This is a genomic window from Pseudomonas sp. NPDC088368 (genome assembly GCF_044753445.1).
Classification (GTDB): domain Bacteria; phylum Pseudomonadota; class Gammaproteobacteria; order Pseudomonadales; family Pseudomonadaceae; genus Aquipseudomonas; species Aquipseudomonas bambusae.
In genome coordinates this window covers 206146-225807 of the sequence record NZ_JBIVNG010000007.1, presented here as the reverse complement: position 1 = coordinate 225807, position 19662 = coordinate 206146, and the positions used below count along the sequence as shown (strand labels likewise).

Genomic DNA, 19662 nt, shown 5'->3' with positions numbered 1-19662 from the left:
ATCATGTCCGACTCCGTGCACCGAAACACCCCTTCCATCGCGGTTTACGACGGCCGGGGCCTGACAGTGCGGCAAGTGGCCTACTACCGGGCTGAGGTCGAGGAGGAGGCGAAACCCCGAATCAACGCCCAGACTTACGACTGCCGAGGTCGCGCCGTGGCGGCTTGGGACCCACGCCTCTTTGAGCAACGGTCGAGGGAGCCCGACCTGCACCCCAATGTCGCGACCCTGTACAGCCTCTCGAACACCGTATTGTCCAGCCGCAGCGTGGATGCCGGTGAAACAATCTCTCTTTCAGCAGAATCAGGCGTCACTCTGGAGCAATGGGATGCCCGCTCGACGCATTGGCAGACCGACTACGACAATTATCCAAGACCCATAGCGGTTCATGAGCACATGGAGGGGCAACCGAGCCGGACCTGCGAACGGCTCACGTATGGTGGGACTGACGCGGATTCAGCCTCTCACAACCAGTGCGGCCAACTGATCCGGATTGACGACAGCGCGGGCACTATGGCGATCACCGAGTACGGCCTGTCGGGCGGGACGCTGAGGGAAGAACGCCGCATGCTCAGGCTGACCGAGCCTCCTGACTGGCCGCCCTCAGCCGAGGAACGTGAAGCCCTGCTGGAGCCCGACAATGGCGCCATTACTCACAGGCGCTCAGACGCCACCGGCACCACCATCAGCACGACGGATGCGCGAGACCACCAGCAAAGCATCGGGTTGAACATCGCCGGTCAGTTGGCACAGGTCCTACTCACGCTGAAGGGCAGCGCGCAGCAATCATTGCTGCACGATGTGCGGTACAACGCTAAAGGGCAGGTCGAGTCGCAAACCGCAGGCAACGGCGTGGTCAGCCAATACGGCTATCACTCGGCGGACGGCCGCTTGCAGACGCTAAAGACCCTTCGCCCTGCCAACGACCCGCTGCAATCATTGACCTATACCTACGATCCGGTGGGGAACGTCGTGAGCATCGCTGACGATGCCCAGGCGGCTCGCCACTTCGCCAATCAACGCGTCGAACCGGTCAACGTCTACCGCTACGACAGCACGTATCAGTTGATTGAGGCACAAGGCAGGGAAACAGCCAATGCTTCAACCGGCCCCCAGCTGCCTGATCTGGCGACATTGCCGATAGACACCAGTGAATGGCTCAACTTCACCGAACGTTACCGCTATGACACGGCGGGTAATCTGATTCAACTGAGGCATGAAGGCAGTCAGCCCTACACCCGCGATTTTGACGTGGATGCGACCAGTAACCGCGCCGTGATCAAGACGGAGGGCAGCGCACCGCCGGACTTCGCCAACGGTTTCGATGCCAGCGGCAACCTGCAACACCTGCTCCCCGGCCAGAAAATGTTCTGGGATGCGCGCAATCGTTTATCGAAGATCACCCCCGTGAGTCGCAAGGACGCCGAGGGAGATACGGAGCATTACGAGTACGACAGCGGCGGGCAGCGGGTTCGCAAAATTGGCACAAGCACCGCACGAGCCGCTTCACACACGCGGGAGGTCCGCTACTTTCCGGGCTTGGAATTGCGCAGCGACACTGCCACCGATGAGCAGCTGGAAGTCATCGTGATCCAGGCCGGCCGATGCACAGTGCGCTGCCTGCATTGGTTGAGCGGACGTCCTGCCGACATCGAAAACGATCAATTGCGCTATTCGGTCGACGATCATCTGGGCTCCAGCACACTGGAGCTGGACGGGAGCGCGCGATTGATCAGCCACGAGGGCTACTATCCATTTGGGGGGACGGCTTGGTGGGCGGCGCGCTCGTCGATCGAAGCGAAGTACAAAGTGGCGCGGTATTCGGGGAAAGAGCGGGATGCCAGCGGGTTGTATTACTACGGGCTGAGGTATTACGCGCCGTGGTTGATGCGCTGGGTTAGTCCAGATCCTGAAGGTCCAGTGGATGGGCTTAATTTGTATCGAATGGTGCGTAACAGCCCGATTAACCGTACTGACGTTCTAGGGGGCCTAAGCGTGGATTTTAGCTTTATCCTTGGAGTTTCTGCGGTTGTACTGGCGATAGTCATCTACGCGCTCGGTCAACTTTCTGAAGCCAGGTATGAGCGTCGTAGCAATGTCATCCAGACGCTCGTCGAGACTTACACGGGGAGGTTTGATCTCACAGCTGAAGAAACCGAAGTACTCACTGCGAGCTATGACTCGGCGGTCAATCCAAGCTTGATACATGTAGGGGCTGATCGGAAAGGCAGTCTGCGGATATATGAGACGCGAACCAAAACCGAGGCTCACCGAATTATCGATGCTGCTCTGAACCCTCGTGAGTTGGAAAAGATAGTTCGTGACAACCGCACACCCTCCACCGAATTGAGACCCGCTCCCCCTAAGCCTTCGTCTCCACACTCGGGCAACGATCAATCACCATCGGTCAGCGCCCCGACCTCGGCGCGTCCGTCATTTGACATAGCGGCGCAGGCAACAAGCAGAGGCCTGACAACCGATGAGCTTCGTCATATTCCAGAAAGAGTGACCTCTAGCAAACGAGGCTCTACCGCGTCGAACGCGAGTGCCGGGTTGGAAAACGAGTCCGTCACACCCGCAAAGTCCAGTGGTTCCAGTAGACAAACGTTTCCTATTGAACTGGGCTCTTTTTTCAGTTCTAGAGCATTCAAAGATGGCCCAAAGAACCTGACGTCGAATGCACTGAGAGCCATCGTCACATCGGCTATCTCAAGATACGAGCAGAGCGGTGAAGGCAATCTCCATCTTTCACGCCAAGGATTATGGTCTCTTGACCTGCCGGGAATCGGCGGCTCAACCGGCAGGGGCGCATGGCGCCTTATGTTCAAGAAACCAGATGGCGTTCTTCGAGCGCATAGCTTTTGGAATCATAAGCGCTAGCGGAGTGATCATTCATCATCATCAAAGTTGTAGCTACCCGGCGCCAGGTTTTCAAAACGGGTGTACTTGCCGATAAACGCCAGACGCACGAAACCAATCGGACCGTTCCGCTGTTTACCGATGATGATCTCAGCGATGCCTTTGTGCTCGGTTTCCGGGTGATACACCTCGTCCCGGTACACGAACATGATGACGTCGGCGTCCTGCTCGATCGCTCCGGATTCCCGCAAGTCGGAGTTCACAGGGCGCTTGTTCGGGCGTTGTTCCAAGGAGCGGTTGAGCTGAGAGAGGGCAACCACCGGGCAGTTGAATTCTTTGGCCAGTGCTTTCAAGGAACGGGATATCTCGGAAATCTCGTTGGTCCGGTTATCACCGCTGGAGCCTGGAATCTGCATCAGCTGCAGGTAGTCGATCATGATCAGGCCGACATCACCGTGCTCGCGCACCAGACGCCGGGTGCGCGCACGCATCTCCGAGGGGCTGATGCCCGCCGTATCGTCGATGAACAGCTTGCGATCATTCAGCAGATTGACGGCAGATGTCAGACGCGGCCAGTCGTCATCATCCAGTTGGCCGGAACGGACCTTGGTCTGATCGATACGTCCGAGGGACGACAGCATACGCATGATCAGCGATTCGCCTGGCATCTCCAGCGAGAACACCAGCACCGCCTTTTCGCTGCGCAACACCGCGTTTTCCACAAGGTTCATCGCGAAGGTGGTCTTACCCATCGACGGACGGCCCGCGACGATGATCAAGTCGGAAGGCTGCAAACCGCTAGTTTTTTCGTCCAGGTCGGTATAACCCGTGGACAGGCCGGTGATGCCCTCACCCAGGTTGAACAGCGTGTCGATGCGGTCGATGGCCTTGGTGAGCAGGTCGTTGACGCCCACCGGACCGCCCGTCTTTGGACGCGCTTCGGCGATCTGGAAAATCTGGCGCTCGGCTTCGTCGAGAATCTCCTCGGCAGTCCGCCCTTCCGGGTTGAACGCGCTGTCGGCAATATCGTTACTGATGCCAATCAACTGCCGCAAGGTCGCCCGCTGCCGCACGATCTGGGCGTAGGCCTTGATGTTGGCAACAGACGGGATGTTTTTTGCCAATTCCGACAAATAGCCCAGACCGCCGACCTGTGAGGTCTGGCCTTCCTTGTCCAGCTGCTCGGACAGGGTTACGACGTCGATGGGCAGGTTCTGATCGGCCAGCTTGGCGATGGCGCGGAAAATCAGGCGGTGGTCATGGCGGTAGAAGTCGCCGTCCGAGACTTGATCCAGCACGCGCTCCCACGCCTGGTTATCCAGCATCAGACCACCGAGTACAGCCTGTTCGGCCTCGATGGAATGGGGCGGCACCTTCAGGGCTGCGGTTTGCAGGTCGTATTGCTCGGGAGCAGAAATATCGTTCATGGCCACACGGAATCAGGGGTTTGAATCAGAAGTTGATCAACAATACCTAGAAATGACAAAGGGCACGACCCAAGAAATGGATCGCGCCCTTTATTGACCGGCTAGCGAACGAGTCGCCAGCTGGTCGGACACCAGCACCGAAGCACCGGCATCAAGCAGCTTAGGCAGCTACGACGACCACGCGAACGGTGGCTTCAACGTCGCTGTGCAGGTGCACGGCTACGTCGTATTCGCCAACGTTACGGATGGTGCCGTTCGGCAGACGAACTTCAGCTTTAGCGACTTCAACGCCAGAGGCGGTCAGTGCATCAGCGATGTCGTGAGTACCGATCGAACCGAACAGCTTGCCTTCGTCACCAGCGGTGGCAGTGATAGTCACTTCCAGCTCAGCCAGTTGAGCAGCGCGACTTTCAGCAGAAGCTTTCTTGTCAGCAGCGGCTTTTTCCAGCTCAGCACGACGCTCTTCAAACGCGGCCAGGTTGGCAGCGGTTGCAGCGGTGGCTTTGCCGAAAGGCAGCAGGTAGTTACGGCCGTAACCAGCCTTAACGTTTACTTTATCGCCCAGGTTGCCCAGGTTGGCGATTTTTTCCAGCAGGATGAGTTCCATTTGGTAATAACCTCTTAACTTTAACCTTCACCGTTCGCAGAACCGTTATCGGCATCTTTCGACGCCAGGCGGCCGCGAAAATCAATCAGGCTGTCGACAATGGCAAACACCACCAGCAACGGATAAATCAGCTGCATGAACAGCACCAGCGTGACGTACAAACCCACCAGCCAAAACCGGGTCAGGCGCTTCGTAGCCACCAGACCGTGAATCAGGGCCAGCCCCGCGAACATCAGCGGTACGCTGCACAACGGTGTCAGCATCGCCAGTTGAGGACCGAAATTCGGCCCCACCAACATGCACACCAGCAGCACCAGCATCGGTGCCCGCGGGAGTCTCAAACTGCGAAATTCGCGTCCGAAACCGCCCGGGTTATACAACAACGCCTGCCAGTACCGCCCAAGGATCAGGCATACCACGCTGACGATCTGCAACACCGCCGCAATCAGGCCATTCAAGACCGGTGTAATCAGTGCCCCCAGACGCGCTCGCTCTTCTACCGACATCTGTTGGTAGACATCACCGAAGACGTGGGGCAAGAGTTTCTGCAACTCCCCCGCCATGGCTTCGATGGGCTCGCGGAAAACCGCCCCCAGGATCACGCCATACAACAATCCCAGTCCGATGCTGACCAACAGCACACGGACCCACGACTCGCTGGCGCGCAACACGGCCGCCAACCCCCATGAACCCAGCAACACCATCAGGGTGCGGGGATCACCGAAATACCACCAGACCAAAGCCGGCAGCAGAGCCCAGGCGAGAACGCTCGAAGCGCCACTCAACCCGCGCCGCAGAAGCACAAGGCAACCCGCGGCGGCACTCAACCAGAACAACAGCGGCAACGCCGCACATCCAACCACTACCAGAGTGGCCTGCACGCGGCCGCGCATGATGAAGTCAGCCATGGCGCGCATGCGATTTATCCCTTACTGCGTTTTTGTCGACTGAACCTGGTCTCAGCGGCCGTGGCTGTCGGTGTAGGCCAGCAGGGCCAGGAAGCGGGCGCGCTTGATAGCGGTAGCCAGCTGACGCTGATAACGAGCTTTGGTACCGGTAATGCGGCTAGGAACGATCTTGCCGGTTTCGGATACGTAGGCTTTCAGGGTGTTGAGATCTTTGTAATCGATCTCCTTCACATTTTCAGCTGTGAAGCGGCAGAATTTACGACGACGGAAGAAACGTGCCATGTAATAGGCTCCTCAAAAGGTCCGTGGATTACTCGTCAGCGTTATCGCTGTTGTCGCTGTCATCACTGTCAACGCCTTCAGCGTCGGAGTGCTCAGGACGGTCGCGACGCTCACGGCGCTCACTGCGGTTTTCTTCAGCCTTGAGCATTTCGGACTGGCCAGTAACGGCTTCGTCGCGACGGATGACAAGGTTACGGATCACGGCATCGTTGTAACGGAAGTTGTCTTCCAGCTCGGCCAGGGCCTTGCCAGTGCACTCAACGTTCAGCATCACGTAGTGAGCCTTGTGAACATTGTTGATTGCGTAGGCCAGTTGACGACGGCCCCAATCTTCCAGACGGTGGATCTTGCCGCCGTCTTCTTCGATCAGCTTGGTGTAACGCTCAACCATGCCGCCGACTTGCTCGCTCTGGTCCGGGTGAACCAGAAAGATGATTTCGTAATGACGCATGAATGCTCCTTACGGGTTGTAGCCTGCCGCCAAAGCGGTCAGACAAGGAGTGAATAACACTGGTTTATCTTGCACAGGGACAGGCACGTGAGCGCCTGCCATGACAGCAAGGGGCGCAATTGTAGAGAAGGGTCAGGGACGGCGCAAGGCAATTGGTGATTATTTGAGCAGGAGCAGCTTCAAGCTGTAAGCCGCAAGCTACAAGCTGGCCGTGGGCAGGCTCGAGCTTGATGCTTGCAGCTTGAAGCTCGTTACTTCCGCGAAGCGGCAGCCTTCACGCTGCGTTGGCGCATCGCCTCGAAGAGGCAAACACCTGTCGCCACAGAGACGTTCAAGCTGCTGACGCTGCCCGCCATCGGCAGGCGAACCAGATAGTCGCAATGTTCGCGGGTCAGGCGACGCATGCCCTTGCCTTCCGCGCCCATGATCAGAATGGTCGGGCCGGTCAGGTCCTGCTGATACAGCTCTTGCTCGGCCTCGCCCGCCGTACCGACAACCCACAACCCGCGCTGCTGGAGTTTTTCCAGCGTACGGGCAAGGTTGGTCACGGCGACCAGCGGAATCACTTCCGCAGCGCCACAAGCCACCTTTCGTACAGTCGGTGTCAACGTCGCAGACTTGTCTTTCGGCACGATTACCGCCAGCGCACCCGCCGCATCAGCAGTACGCAGGCACGCGCCGAGGTTGTGCGGGTCGGTCACGCCGTCGAGAACCAGGATCAGCGGCGCGCCTTCGGTGCGATCCAGCAGTTCGTCGAGCATCGCTTCGCCCCAGACCTGGCTCGGACTGACATCCGCGACAACGCCCTGATGGACACCTTCAACCCATGCGTCCATTTCGCGACGCTCGGCCTGCCCCACCGCCACACGATTTTGCGCGGCGAGGTCAATCAACACCTGAACGCGGGGATCGCTGCGACCCTCAGCCAGCCAGATCTGCTTGACCCGCTTTGGATGGTGACGCAACAACGCTTCTACTGCGTGAACGCCGTAGATTTTTTCCAGCTGACTCATGACTTCGCCTTAGGTTTACGCACACTGCCGCCCTTTGCAGCGGGGGCAGAGCCCGACTTTGACGGGCCCTTGCGGTGTTTACTCGGTTTTGCGGACTTGCCGGACGGCGCGGAATCACTCCGCGACGACTTTCCCGACGACGCCTTGCTACCACCCTTCGCTTCTGCCAGAAGCGCTTTCTTCATCTCGCGGCTTTTACGGACTTCGGCATTTTTTGCGGCCGCATCGCTAGGGCGATACGCCTCGACAACCGGTTCCTTGGTGGCGCTGCGACGACTTGGGCGAGACGCCGTGGCCTTGTCCTGCTCTTTATCTTTCGGTTTTTCCGCAGCTGCAGGCTCGGCAGCCTTGCGCTTACGACCCACCGGCGCGCTGGTGGTTTTTTCCGACATTTCGAAGTCGATCTTGCGCTCGTCAAGATCGACGCGCATGACTCGCACCTCAACGGTGTCGCCCAGGCGGAAGCTACGACCCGTACGCTCACCCGCCAAACGGTGGTGAACCGGATCGAAATGGTAGTAATCGCCTGGCAACGCGGTCACGTGCACCAGGCCTTCCACGTAAATGTCGGTCAGCTCGACGAACAGCCCGAAACCGGTCACCGCGGTGATGACGCCCGGGAACGACTCACCCACGCGGTCCTTCATGAACTCGCACTTGAGCCAATTCACCACGTCACGGGTGGCTTCATCGGCCCGGCGCTCGCTCATCGAGCATTGCTCGCCCAACTGCTCCAGTCCCGCTTCGTCATAAGGATAAATGCGCGCTTTCGGGATCGACGCTGCGCCCGCACGACGAACGTGCGGCGTGTCCTGCTTGGAGCGGATGACGCTGCGAATGGCGCGGTGCGTCAGCAGGTCCGGGTAACGACGAATCGGCGAGGTGAAGTGCGTGTAGGCCTCGTAATTCAGGCCGAAGTGGCCGTTGTTATCCGAGCTGTACACCGCCTGGCTCAACGAACGCAGCATGACGGTCTGGATCAGGTGGTAATCCGGACGGTCCTTGATGGTTTCCAGCAGCGCCTGATAATCCTTCGGCGTCGGGCCATCCTTACCTTTGTGCAGGGACAGACCCAGCTCACCCAGGAAGGCGCGCAGTTTTTCCAGGCGCTCAGGCGGCGGACCGTCGTGGACGCGGTACAGCGCAGGGATTTCATGCTTCTTGAGGAACTCGGCAGTGGCCACGTTGGCGGCCAGCATGCATTCCTCGATCAGCTTGTGCGCATCGTTGCGGGTCGTCGGGCGAATCTCGGCGATCTTGCGCTCGGAACCGAAGATGATCCGGGTTTCCTGCGTTTCGAAGTCGATGGCGCCACGGGTGTGGCGTGCTGCCAGCAGCACCTTGTACAGCGCGTAAAGCTGCTTGAGGTCCGGGATGACCTCTTTGTAATCGCCGCGCAACTGGCGGGCTTCGCTGGTTTTCGGGTGTTCCAGAATCGAACTGACCTTGTTGTAAGTCAGGCGCGCGTGGGAGTGAATCACGGCTTCGTAGAACACGTAGTCCGTCATTTCGCCGGATTTGGAGATAGTCATCTCGCAGACCATCGCCAGACGGTCGACCAGCGGATTCAGCGAGCAAAGGCCGTTGGACAACTGCTCAGGCAGCATCGGTACGACACGCTCGGGGAAGTACACCGAGTTGCCACGCACTTGCGATTCGGCATCGAGCGCGGAGCCGATCTTCACGTAACTGGAGACGTCAGCAATCGCGACGTACAGTTTCCAGCCACCTGAGAACAGACGTAGCTTGCCCGGCTTGGCTTCGCAGTAAACCGCATCGTCGAAGTCGCGAGCGTCTTCGCCGTCAATGGTCACGAACGGGAGGTGGCGCAGGTCGACGCGGTGCTCTTTGTCCTTTTCCTCGACTTCCGGCTTGAGCTTGGCGGCTTCTTTGAGCACAGCTTCAGGCCAGACATGCGGAATGTCGTACGTGCGCAGCGCAACGTCGATTTCCATGCCCGGCGCCATGTAGTTGCCCACGACTTCGACCACGTCGCCCTGCGGCTGGAAGCGCGGGGTCGGCCAGTGGGTAATCTTCACTTCGACGAACTGACCCACGCGGGCGTCGGCATTGCGACCCGGCGTGATCAGCACTTCCTGCTGAATCTTTGGATTGTCAGGAACGACGAAACCAATGCCGCTCTCTTCGAAGTAGCGACCCACCACGGTTTCGTGAGCGCGGGAAACGACTTCAACGATGACGCCTTCGCGACGACCGCGACGGTCCAGGCCGGAAACGCGGGCCAAGGCACGGTCACCATCGAACACCAGACGCATCTGGGCCGGGCTCATGAACAGGTCGTCGGAGCCGTCGTCAGGCACGAGGAAGCCAAAACCGTCGCGATGGCCGCTGATGCGACCGAGGATCAGGTCCAGCTTGTCGACCGGCGCGTAGGTGCCGCGGCGGGTGTAGATCAACTGCGCATCGCGCTCCATCGCACGAAGGCGACGGCGCAGGGCCTCGATCTGATCTTCAGTCGTCAGACCAAATTCTGCGACCAGCTCTTCACGGGCAGCGGGCGAACCGCGCTCGGAGAGATGCGCCAGAATCAGCTCACGGCTAGGAATGGGGTTTTCGTATTTTTCCGCTTCACGAGCGGCCTCGGGATCGAGGGACTGCCAATCGGCCATTAGAATGAGTTCACCTTATCTGTATGCAATTAGTTTGGCATATACCCGATTGAAACGCGAAGGCAGCGTTTGTTGAGGCTTTTCGCTATTTCAAAAAAAATTTCACGCCGGGGGTTTACAGCTTCTATCCTCATCCGTAAGATGCGCCCCACAACGACGGCACTGCCACGTTGTAGTTGAAATCAAGCGGCTTTTTGAAAAATAAGTCGAATGAAATCAACGAATTGCCCAGATGGTGAAATTGGTAGACACGCCAGCTTCAGGTGCTGGTGACCTTACGGTCGTGGAAGTTCGAGTCTTCTTCTGGGCACCAATTCAACGAAACCGAGCCAAGTGCTCGGTTTTGTGCTTTCCGGGGTTTGAAAATTCTTTTCCGAGCAGCTCTGAGGGTAGATCAGTTCCCCTCCCCTGTCCTTCCTGCCTTTGACAAACCTGCGAGCTTATCGCGCTCGCAATCAAAACCTCCTCTACCGCTAAAATTTCTCAAAATTATGTTGCACTAATACGAAAAATCTAATTAAATCAGCGCCATGCCCAGGTGGTGAAATTGGTAGACACGCCAGCTTCAGGTGCTGGTGACCTTACGGTCGTGGAAGTTCGAGTCTTCTCCTGGGCACCAAACAAAACAAAACCGAGCCAAGTGCTCGGTTTTGTGCTTTTCGGGGTTTGATAATTCCCCTCCTCCGCAAAAGCCTGGCATGCCGGCGAAGGCAATCTCCCTATTGCCACCTCCGCCAAACCCGCCCGCTACAGAAATACGCTACGACCTATAACCCGCCTACGCCCGGAATTGCCCAAGACTCGCTTTCAACTGCGCGGCCAGTTTATCCAGCGTCTTGCCACTGGCAGTCGTCTCGACAACAGCCTGGGCAGCTTTCTCGGCCTGGGCATGAATCACTTCCACGCGGCCACGCACCGCCTGCGCCCCTTGCGCCTGATGCTCTGCTGCGCGGGTCGCCAAACCTATCGCCGCATGAACCTGCTCAACGGAGTCCTGAACGGTTTTCTGCAAGCGGGCACTGTCGCGCAGCACTTCCAGCCCTTCCTTCGCTTTGCGGCCTGCCAGACCGATGGTCGCGACCGCTTCTTTAGCTCCAGATTGCAGCTTGGTGATGTGTTCCTGAATATCGCCAGTGGAGCTTTGAGTTTTGCTGGCCAGCGCGCGAACCTCATCGGCCACGACTGCGAAGCCGCGCCCCGTCTCACCCGCACGCGCCGCTTCAATGGCGGCATTAAGCGCCAGCAAGTTGGTTTGCTCGGCGATGCCGTGAATCACTTCCAGCACCACCTCGATCTGCTCGCTCTGCTGCGCCAAACGCTCAATGACCTGCGCGCCGGTCTCAACCTGCCCTGCCAGTGCTTCGATCAGATTGCCGACCTGGGTCGACGTCCGCGTGTTCTCATCTGTGGCTTGGCGAATGTCGACCACCTGCCGCAGTGCAGCCTGCATCGCCTGACTCTCGGCTTGCGCCTCGTCTGCCATCTGGGCCAAAGCGTGGAGGCTCGCGGCCACTTCGTCTCGCTGCAACTCGGCAGCCGCATTGGCACCTGCGTTGCGCTTGCTCATGGCACCGATCTCAACGCCCGTTTGCTGAGCGACATCACCCGCCTCTCGAACGATGGGTTGCAGCTTGTCCACAAAACGATTGACGGCCGCCGCCATGTCGCCAATTTCGTCATTGCTGTTGAGCTTGACCCGCTTGGTCAGGTCGCCCTCCCCCGCTGCCAGATCATCCAGCGCACGATTGAGCAGCTGTAGGCGCAGCACGACACGACGCCCCAGCACCACCGCCAGCACGATCAACACAATCAGACCGACCAGCGCCAGGCCGACACCGATCCTCCAGCGCAATGTTTCAGCCGCCGCCTGAACTGTGGAACTGGTATTGGTGGCCATCGCCGACGCAGCGCTCTGCGCGGTCTGTAGACGCGAACGCAGCGCCGCAGAGCTTTCCGCCGACGCACTGCCGAGGCTTTCAGAGACCAACTGCTCGCCATTGCCGATCAGCGCCGTGAAACGCTTGTCGAGCGCCAGCAGATTCGTCTCGACCGCTGCGGTTGAAACGCCCATCCGCACCTTGCCGATTTCAACGCCATTCGGGCTGATAGAGGCCTCGACGTAATACACCGATGGGTCTTTCTGCGCAGCATTCAGGACCTTGTCCATCGCCCGCTCACCCTCGCCCTTGGCCAACAACGCCTTGATCGATTCGTTCTCGCGGTTGAGGTAGCGCGTCAGGTGCTCGCCCTGGGCGTCGTCGTAAACAACGAACAGCACGTTAGGATTGCGCTGGGCGCGTCGTGCGAATTCAGACAAAGTCGGGGTGTCACCATCCCACATCGCACGGGGCGCGACAGCCGCGAGCAGCTCTGCCATGTCGGTGGCGGAATCCTTCAAGTCCGTCTCCAGCGTCGCACGCAGTTGCTTCTGCTCATCCTTCAGACGGGTCGACAATCCCGCACTCAAACGCTGCCGAGTATTTTGCGAAAGGCTGTCGAGACTGGACGTTACGTCACGGCTCGCCTGCTCCAGTTCGCCGGACAAGTGTTGCGAATCTACACCCAGCCGCGTGGCCAGATCGGCCTCAAGCGCAGTGACCGTGCTCCGGGTCAGGGCGACCGCGACCAGCACTTGCACCAATAGGGCAATGCCGAGAGCAATGAATACGGGCCGCAGCAAGCGACTGCGGAGAAGCGAAAGGACGGCTGACACTGGAAATTCCCCCACCACAAACGCCATTAAAATGATGGCATTTCTAATGACGGTATTTACAGCAAGGGCCGTGCCGTTCTCATGACGGGAATCAGGCAGGCAAAAGAAAGGGCCGCCAGAGCGACCCTTTTCTTTCGTATCAACGAGTTATCACCCGAACGGGTGACGCAGAACGATGGTTTCGTTGCGGTCCGGACCTGTCGAAATAATGTCGATCGGCGCGCCAACCAGCTCTTCGAGGCGCTTGATGTACGCACGAGCGTTGGCAGGCAGCTCTTCCAGCGTCTTCGCGCCCAGGGTCGATTCCGACCAGCCAGGCACCTGCTCGTACACCGGCTCCAAGCCGATGTAGCTGTCGGCGTCGGTCGGCGCTTCGATGACGGCGCCATTTTCGTTCTTGTAACCCACGCAGATGTTGATGGTTTCAAGACCGTCCAGCACGTCCAGCTTGGTCAGGCAGATACCCGAGATGCTGTTGACATCGATGGCGCGACGCAGGATGACGGCGTCGAACCAGCCGCAACGACGGGCACGGCCGGTGGTAGCGCCGAACTCATGACCACGCTTGGCCAGGAAGGCACCCACGTCGTCGAACAGTTCAGTCGGGAACGGGCCCGAGCCCACACGCGTGGTGTAGGCCTTGGTGATGCCCAGAATGTAGTCGATGAACATCGGGCCCACACCCGAACCGGTCGCGATACCGCCAGCAGTGGTGTTGGAGCTGGTGACGTACGGGTAGGTACCGTGGTCGATGTCCAGCAACGAACCTTGAGCGCCTTCGAACATGATGTCTTTGCCAGCGCGACGCATTTCATGCAGCGCGGCGGTGACGTCCAGCATCATTGGCTTGAGCTGCTCGGCGTATTCCATGCACTCGTCGAGTGTCTTCTGGAAGTCGATCGCAGGCTCTTTGTAGTAATTGACCAGCACGAAGTTGTGGTAATCCAGCAACTCACCCAGCTTGGCGGCGAAACGCTCGCGATGGAACAAGTCACCGATGCGCAGGCCGCGACGGGCCACCTTGTCTTCGTAAGCCGGGCCGATGCCACGACCGGTGGTGCCGATCTTGTGCTCGCCGCGGGCTTTCTCACGGGCCTGATCCAGCGCAACGTGGTAGGACAGGATCAGCGGGCAGGACGGACTGATGCGCAGGCGCTCGCGCACCGGAATGCCCTTCTCTTCCAGCTTGGTGATTTCACGCATGAGCGCGTCAGGTGCCACGACCACACCGTTACCGATCAGGCACTGCACGCCTTCGCGCAGTACACCGGACGGAATCAGGTGCAGAACGGTTTTCTCGCCATCGATCACCAGGGTGTGACCGGCGTTGTGGCCGCCTTGATAGCGAACTACCGCGGTAGCATGTTCGGTCAGCAGATCAACGATCTTGCCTTTGCCCTCATCACCCCATTGGGTGCCCAGGACTACGACATTCTTACCCATAACACTTGTCCTCATTCACGCAAACTGGGTGCCGGCTGCCGCCGACTGGAAAACTCAAGAGGCCAGCGGCAGTACCTGCCAATGCTCGCCGTGCTGAATCAATTGCCGATCGCAATCGGCTTCTTTCGCTGCCGCGACCGATTGGCCAGGCAATGCCTGAACCACGCGCTGACCTTCGCTGCGCAACTGGCAGACGGTCTGCCAGAGTGCCGCGTCGGTACTGTCAGGCATCCAGATACCGCCAGACGGTAGCTCGATCTGCGCCTGCCCCAGCGTGACCAGGGTTTTCAAATCGGTGGAGAAGCCTGTCGCCGGACGCGCACGCCCGAAATCGGCACCGATGTCATCGTAACGACCGCCTTGGGCGATCGACTGGCCGACACCCGGCACGAACACCGCAAACACCACACCCGTATGGTAGTGATAGCCGCGAAGCTCGCCGAGGTCGAAGTACAACGGCAAATCAGGGAAACGAGCCGACAGACGTTCGGCGATTTCCACGAGGTCGTCCAACGCTTCGACGACCGGCGCAGGTGCCTTGGCCAGACGCTCGCGGGCAGCGGCCAGCACGCCGCGGCCACCGCACAGATCCACCAGGGCCCGCAACATGGCGGCCAGATCAGTTGGCAGGTTCTCGGTCAGCGTGATGACTTCGTCGATGGCCTTGCGCTGCAAAGCATCAAAAAGCTGTTGCTCGACTTCACCCGACAACCCTGCCGCACGAGCCAGGCCGCGATAAATGCCAACATGGCCCAAGTCCATATGGACGTCAGGCACATCCGCGAGTTTAAGCATAGCCAGCATCAGGCTGATCACTTCGACGTCGCTGCTCGGACTGGCATCGCCATACAACTCGGCGCCCAGTTGAATCGGGCTGCGCGAGGACGACAGGGCGCGGGGCTGGGCATGCAGCACGCTACCGGCGTAGCACAGACGGCTCGGGCCTTCGCGGCGCAAGGTATGTGCGTCGATACGGGCGACCTGAGGCGTGATGTCCGCCCGGAAGCCCATTTGCCGACCCGACTGCGGATCGACCACTTTAAAGGTGCGCAGGTCCAGATCCTGGCCAGCACCTGTGAGCAGTGATTCAAGGTATTCGATGTGCGGGGTAACGACGAACTCATAGCCCCAGCTCTGAAACAGATCCAACACCTGACGGCGCGCCACTTCTATGCGCGCAGCTTCCGGCGGCAGTACTTCTTCGATGCCATCCGGCAGCAGCCAGCGGTCAACCGTTGCCATTACGCCTTTCCCCTATGATCCGGGCGGCCAACCCTTGGGCAAGCCTTGAGTGAAGCAGACAGTGGTCTGCGGACATCATTTCAGGGGGTTGAACCCCGAGCCTTCTGTCTCGCAGCGTTGCGAACACTGTCCTCGAAAAAACTGCCGCGCACGAAATACACCACGGCCAATCAATCGTGTAGACGCAAAAAAGCCGGGAATTTCCCGGCTGCCGCATCATACACACGTTTTGCCGCGTGATCACCCCGCCGAGCCGTTTTGCCGCCCGGCGGAGTCATCGATCACGGTGTGCGATTACGGTTTTGCTTTCTCCAGATAGCGAAAGAATTCGCTGCCCGGATCAAGCACCATCACGTCACTTTTGTTGGCGAAGCTTTCACGGTAGGCACGCAGGCTGCGGTAGAACGCATAGAATTCCTGATCCTGACCGTAGGCTTTGGAGTAGATCGCAGCGGCTTGTGCATCGCCATCACCGCGTGCCTCTTCAGACTCACGATAGGCTTCAGCCAGCAATACGCGACGTTGACGATCGGCGTCGGCACGAATGCCTTCAGCCAGCTCGTTACCCTTGGCGCGGTGCTCGCGAGCTTCACGCTCACGTTCGGTGCTCATCCGCTCGAACACGCTACGGTTCACTTCCTTCGGCAAGTCGATGGCCTTGACCCGGACGTCGATGACTTCGATGCCCAGTTCTTTTTCGGCCATCTTGTTCAGCGAAGCGGTGATGTCAGCCATCAGCGCGTCACGCTCGCCCGACACAGCTTCGTGCAGGGTGCGCTTGCCGAACTGGTCACGCAGACCCGACTCCAGACGACGGGACAGACGCTCGTCGGCGATCTGCTTCAAGCCGGATGTCGCGGTGTAGAAACGCTCAGCGTCCTTCACGCGCCATTTGGCGTAGGCATCGACCATCACGGCTTTCTTTTCCAGCGTCAGGAAACGCTGAGTCGGCGCATCCAGCGTCAACAGACGGCCGTCGAACTTGCGCACCTGATTCACATAAGGAACCTTCACGTGCAGGCCCGGCGGAACATCCGCCTGAACCACACGACCGAACTGCAGCAACACTGCACGCTCGGTCTGAGCGACGATGTAGAAGCTGTTCCAGGCGACAACCGCCAGCACGACACAGACAATCAGGGCGACCAGAGATTTATTGCTCATCAGCGAGTCTCCCTAGTGCGCGTGTCGCGTTGCTGTTGCAGATCCGCAGCCCGAGAGCCCGGGTCCACAGCAGTGGCCGAAGCCCCGCTCGACGACGATGTCGAACCGTTACGACTGCTTTCGATCATTTTGTCCAATGGCAGGTAAAGCAGGTTGTTCTGACCCTTGTCGCCGGTCACGAGCACCTTGCTGGTGTTGCTGAAGACTTCTTGCATGGTGTCCAGGTACAGGCGTTCGCGAGTGACTTCCGGCGCCTTGCGGTACTCGGCGACCAATTTGGTGAAGCGGTCAGCCTCACCCTTGGCACGCGAGACGACTTCGTCGCGGTAACCATTGGCGTCTTCGACGATGCGCTGGGCCTGACCACGGGCTTCGGGAATCACACCGTTGGCGTAGGTTTCGGCCTGGTTACGCGACCGTTGCTCGTCTTCACGGGCACGAATCACGTCATCAAAGGCTTCCTGAACCTCACGGGGCGCGGCTGCGCTCTGCACGTTCACCTGGGTCACGGTAATACCGGTGCGATAGGTGTCGAGGAAACGCTGAAGGCGGTCCTTGATCTCGCTGGCCATCAGCTCACGCCCTTCGGTCAGGACCTGGTCCATGGCAGTCGAACCGACCACATGGCGCAGAGCACTTTCGGTAGCATGTTGCAGGCTGACTTCAGGCTGATCGACGTTCAGCACGAAATCCTGCAGGTTGGTGATCTTGTACTGCACGGTCAGCGGCACTTCGACGATGTTCTCGTCTTCGGTGAGCATCTGGCCCTGCTTGCTGTACGCACGCTCGCGGGTCACGTTTTCGAGATACTTGCGATCGAACGGCGGGAAATAGATGTTCAAACCCGAACCGACGGTTTCGTAGTATTTGCCGAAACGCAGAACGACCGCCTGCTCTTGCTCGTCCACCACATAAATCGCGTTGTACAGCCAAATCGCGAGCAGCACGACGAGGCCGATGCCGAGCAGGCCAAAACCACCGCCTTTGCCCGAACCACCGCCACTGCCGCCGCCGTCACCACTGCGTTTCTTACCACCACCGAACAACCCATTCAGGCTTTCCTGCAGCTTTCGGAAGGCCTCGTCGAGATCTGGTGGCCCCTTGCGGTCGCCGCCCTTGCGCTTACCACCCCAAGGATCCTGATTATTCGAGTTGCCACCCGGCTCATTCCAAGCCATAGCGCTCTCCATCTGATAAAGCAAAGACGCGCCCGCGGCGCGCCGACCAATGCTACAGAATGCCCATCAAAGCAGCACAACCGCTTCTTCAGGCTTTTATTGCAAAGTGTGTTGCTCGATGAATTCCAGCGGCTGCAGTCCTTCGCGACTCACCAGGCGATTGAATTCAATTCGGGGTAAACGTACCGCTAACAGGCTTTGACCTTCTTCGTCGTGCTCTTCACTTTGCACTGCACCCAGTTGGAAGAACTGGGCACGAAGCCGGGCGAAGCGTTGCGACAAACACAGCGTGCCAACGAACAGGTCGCTTCCCAAGAGCTCGGCAACAGCCTGCTTGATCAAGTCCAGACCGCGACCGTCACGAGCAGAGACCCAGACACGCTGAGGCTTGCCGTCGGGATCGCGCTGGATCTGAGGCTCGACACCCTCAAGCAAATCGAGTTTGTTATAGACCTCCAGTATCGGCAAGTCCTGGGCACCGATCTCGCCCAGCACCGCCATGACCTGTTCGATCTGCTCCAGGCGATCCGGCTCATGCGCATCGATCACATGCAGCAGAAGGTCCGAGTTGCTCGACTCTTCGAGCGTTGCCCTGAAAGCCTCAACCAGCTTGTGCGGCAGGTGACGAATGAACCCCACCGTGTCGGCAAGCACGATCGGCCCCAAATCGTCGATTTCCAGACGGCGCAGGGTCGGGTCAAGTGTGGCGAACAACTGATCAGCAGCGTAGACGTCGGAATGGGTCACTGCATTGAACAACGTCGATTTACCGGCGTTGGTGTAGCCCACGATGGAGACGGTCGGAATGTCGGCACGGGAACGGCCGCGACGGGCCTGATCACGCTGACTGCGTACCTTTTCCAGACGGCTCTTGATTTGACGCAGGCGCACCCGCAGCAGACGACGGTCCGTCTCCAGCTGGGTTTCGCCCGGACCGCGCAGACCGATACCACCGCCCTGACGCTCAAGGTGAGTCCACCCACGGACCAGACGCGTACTCATGTGTTCGAGCTGCGCCAACTCGACCTGCAACTTACCTTCATGGGTTCGTGCGCGCTGGGCGAAGATGTCGAGAATCAGGCCCGTACGGTCAAGCACGCGACACTCGAAAACGCGTTCGAGGTTACGTTCCTGACTGGGTGTAAGGACATGATTGAAAATGACGATATCTGTTTTTTCGGCGTGGACCAGGTCGCGTAACTCCTCGACCTTGCCGCTGCCTACCAGATATTTGGCCGTGGGCCGATGCCGTGGCACGTTGATGAACGCAACGATATCGGCACCCGCCGAAAGGGCCAACTCCCGGAACTCCTGCGGATCTTCGCGCGCCTCAGGGTCCTGGCCATCCAAATGAACGAGGATTGCCCGCTCACCACCACCGTGGCGCTCAAAGAACAAGGCAGACTCCTATCAGGCGTTACCTGGCTCAGCATCACCCTGTTCGGATTCGGTAGCGCTAGGCAGACGAATTGGACGAACTGGAACGACGGTAGAGATGGCGTGCTTGTAAACCATTTGGCTGACAGTGTTCTTCAGCAAAATAACGAACTGGTCGAAGGACTCGATGGTGCCTTGCAGCTTGATACCGTTGACCAGATAGATCGAAACCCCAACCTTTTCTTTACGCAAAGTGTTCAGGTAAGGGTCTTGTAGCGAATGCCCTTTTGACATGTGCCGCACTCCTTTAAGGATCAATAGAATAAATTCGAAAACATTGGCTTGGGCCGTTACCCCCCAAGGATAGA

General features: G+C 58.9%; 15 protein-coding genes and 2 tRNA genes. 3 read left to right on the top strand and 14 right to left on the bottom strand.

The annotated features are described in order from the left end of the window. Positions 1–3 precede the first annotated feature (3 nt). The gene (locus ACIQAL_RS17170) at positions 4–2880 is read left to right on the top strand and encodes an RHS repeat domain-containing protein (RefSeq protein WP_401147501.1); all 2877 of its coding nucleotides are present in this window, start codon (positions 4–6) and stop codon (positions 2878–2880) included. An 8-nt stretch (positions 2881–2888) separates the two neighbouring features. Here the strand turns inward: ACIQAL_RS17170 and dnaB are convergent, their stop codons facing one another. From dnaB to rnr, 7 genes are all read right to left on the bottom strand, one after another. After that, a complete protein-coding gene (gene dnaB, locus ACIQAL_RS17165; RefSeq protein WP_166596004.1) occupies positions 2889–4286 on the bottom strand; it encodes a replicative DNA helicase in 1398 nt (465 codons plus the stop codon). Positions 4287–4446: 160 nt separating this feature from the next. Further along, positions 4447–4893: a 50S ribosomal protein L9 gene (rplI, locus tag ACIQAL_RS17160; protein WP_166596005.1), complete on the bottom strand. Its 447-nt coding sequence runs from the start codon at positions 4891–4893 to the stop codon at positions 4447–4449. Between the two features lie 20 nt (positions 4894–4913). Further along, the gene (locus tag ACIQAL_RS17155) at positions 4914–5810 is read right to left on the bottom strand and encodes a hypothetical protein (protein ID WP_166596006.1); all 897 of its coding nucleotides are present in this window, start codon (positions 5808–5810) and stop codon (positions 4914–4916) included. A 42-nt stretch (positions 5811–5852) separates the two neighbouring features. Then, entirely contained in the window at positions 5853–6083 is a 231-nt protein-coding gene (rpsR, locus tag ACIQAL_RS17150) for a 30S ribosomal protein S18 (protein WP_037015707.1), read from the bottom strand. A gap of 28 nt (positions 6084–6111) precedes the next feature. Beyond that, positions 6112–6534, bottom strand: coding sequence for a 30S ribosomal protein S6 (gene rpsF / locus ACIQAL_RS17145; protein ID WP_062379020.1), 423 nt, complete (start codon positions 6532–6534; stop codon positions 6112–6114). Between the two features lie 251 nt (positions 6535–6785). Then, positions 6786–7547, bottom strand: coding sequence for a 23S rRNA (guanosine(2251)-2'-O)-methyltransferase RlmB (gene rlmB / locus ACIQAL_RS17140; protein ID WP_401147496.1), 762 nt, complete (start codon positions 7545–7547; stop codon positions 6786–6788). Beyond that, positions 7544–10177 (bottom strand): ribonuclease R, encoded by a 2634-nt coding sequence (rnr, locus tag ACIQAL_RS17135; protein ID WP_401147494.1) that lies wholly within the window; start codon positions 10175–10177, stop codon positions 7544–7546. Before rnr ends, rlmB begins: the two co-directional genes overlap by 4 nt. Before the next feature lie 226 nt (positions 10178–10403). On the opposite strand from rnr, the gene ACIQAL_RS17130 reads away from it, so the two are divergent. Both ACIQAL_RS17130 and ACIQAL_RS17125 read left to right on the top strand, forming a co-directional pair. Continuing rightward, positions 10404–10490: transfer RNA gene (locus tag ACIQAL_RS17130), tRNA-Leu, on the top strand. A 219-nt stretch (positions 10491–10709) separates the two neighbouring features. After that, positions 10710–10796 (top strand) — tRNA-Leu (locus ACIQAL_RS17125). Positions 10797–10955: 159 nt separating this feature from the next. On the opposite strand, the gene ACIQAL_RS17120 is transcribed toward ACIQAL_RS17125, so the two are convergent. The 7 genes from ACIQAL_RS17120 to hfq all read right to left on the bottom strand — a co-directional run bounded on the left by ACIQAL_RS17120 (position 10956) and on the right by hfq (position 19588). Next, entirely contained in the window at positions 10956–12890 is a 1935-nt protein-coding gene (locus ACIQAL_RS17120; protein WP_401147492.1) for a methyl-accepting chemotaxis protein, read from the bottom strand. Between the two features lie 150 nt (positions 12891–13040). Beyond that, entirely contained in the window at positions 13041–14333 is a 1293-nt protein-coding gene (locus tag ACIQAL_RS17115) for an adenylosuccinate synthase (RefSeq protein WP_166596010.1), read from the bottom strand. Between the two features lie 54 nt (positions 14334–14387). Further along, on the bottom strand, positions 14388–15575 hold the full coding sequence (locus tag ACIQAL_RS17110; RefSeq protein WP_401147489.1) for an ATP phosphoribosyltransferase regulatory subunit: 1188 nt from the start codon (positions 15573–15575) through the stop codon (positions 14388–14390). A gap of 294 nt (positions 15576–15869) precedes the next feature. Next, positions 15870–16739 carry a protease modulator HflC gene (gene hflC, locus ACIQAL_RS17105; RefSeq protein ID WP_296188307.1) on the bottom strand — a complete coding sequence of 290 codons (870 nt, stop codon included), beginning with the start codon at positions 16737–16739 and terminating at the stop codon, positions 15870–15872. Then, positions 16739–17917 (bottom strand): FtsH protease activity modulator HflK, encoded by a 1179-nt coding sequence (gene hflK, locus ACIQAL_RS17100; protein WP_401147485.1) that lies wholly within the window; start codon positions 17915–17917, stop codon positions 16739–16741. The genes hflC and hflK overlap by 1 nt, the downstream gene beginning before the upstream one ends. Before the next feature lie 96 nt (positions 17918–18013). Continuing rightward, entirely contained in the window at positions 18014–19315 is a 1302-nt protein-coding gene (hflX, locus tag ACIQAL_RS17095; RefSeq protein WP_166596014.1) for a ribosome rescue GTPase HflX, read from the bottom strand. Positions 19316–19327: 12 nt separating this feature from the next. Continuing rightward, positions 19328–19588 (bottom strand): RNA chaperone Hfq, encoded by a 261-nt coding sequence (gene hfq / locus ACIQAL_RS17090; protein ID WP_010221594.1) that lies wholly within the window; start codon positions 19586–19588, stop codon positions 19328–19330. Between the last annotated feature and the right edge of the window lie 74 nt (positions 19589–19662).

Excerpts from the sequence above, each read along its gene's own strand:
- ACIQAL_RS17170 (WP_401147501.1), top strand. The coding sequence starts at position 4 with ATGTCCGACTCCGTGCACCGAAACACCCCTTCCATCGCGGTTTACGAC.
- dnaB (WP_166596004.1), bottom strand. The coding sequence starts at position 4,286 with ATGAACGATATTTCTGCTCCCGAGCAATACGACCTGCAAACCGCAGCC.
- rplI (WP_166596005.1), bottom strand. The coding sequence starts at position 4,893 with ATGGAACTCATCCTGCTGGAAAAAATCGCCAACCTGGGCAACCTGGGC.
- ACIQAL_RS17155 (WP_166596006.1), bottom strand. The coding sequence starts at position 5,810 with ATGCGCGCCATGGCTGACTTCATCATGCGCGGCCGCGTGCAGGCCACT.
- rpsR (WP_037015707.1), bottom strand. The coding sequence starts at position 6,083 with ATGGCACGTTTCTTCCGTCGTCGTAAATTCTGCCGCTTCACAGCTGAA.
- rpsF (WP_062379020.1), bottom strand. The coding sequence starts at position 6,534 with ATGCGTCATTACGAAATCATCTTTCTGGTTCACCCGGACCAGAGCGAG.
- rlmB (WP_401147496.1), bottom strand. The coding sequence starts at position 7,547 with ATGAGTCAGCTGGAAAAAATCTACGGCGTTCACGCAGTAGAAGCGTTG.
- rnr (WP_401147494.1), bottom strand. The coding sequence starts at position 10,177 with ATGGCCGATTGGCAGTCCCTCGATCCCGAGGCCGCTCGTGAAGCGGAA.
- ACIQAL_RS17115 (WP_166596010.1), bottom strand. The coding sequence starts at position 14,333 with ATGGGTAAGAATGTCGTAGTCCTGGGCACCCAATGGGGTGATGAGGGC.
- ACIQAL_RS17110 (WP_401147489.1), bottom strand. The coding sequence starts at position 15,575 with ATGGCAACGGTTGACCGCTGGCTGCTGCCGGATGGCATCGAAGAAGTA.
- hflC (WP_296188307.1), bottom strand. The coding sequence starts at position 16,739 with ATGAGCAATAAATCTCTGGTCGCCCTGATTGTCTGTGTCGTGCTGGCG.
- hflK (WP_401147485.1), bottom strand. The coding sequence starts at position 17,917 with ATGGCTTGGAATGAGCCGGGTGGCAACTCGAATAATCAGGATCCTTGG.
- hfq (WP_010221594.1), bottom strand. The coding sequence starts at position 19,588 with ATGTCAAAAGGGCATTCGCTACAAGACCCTTACCTGAACACTTTGCGT.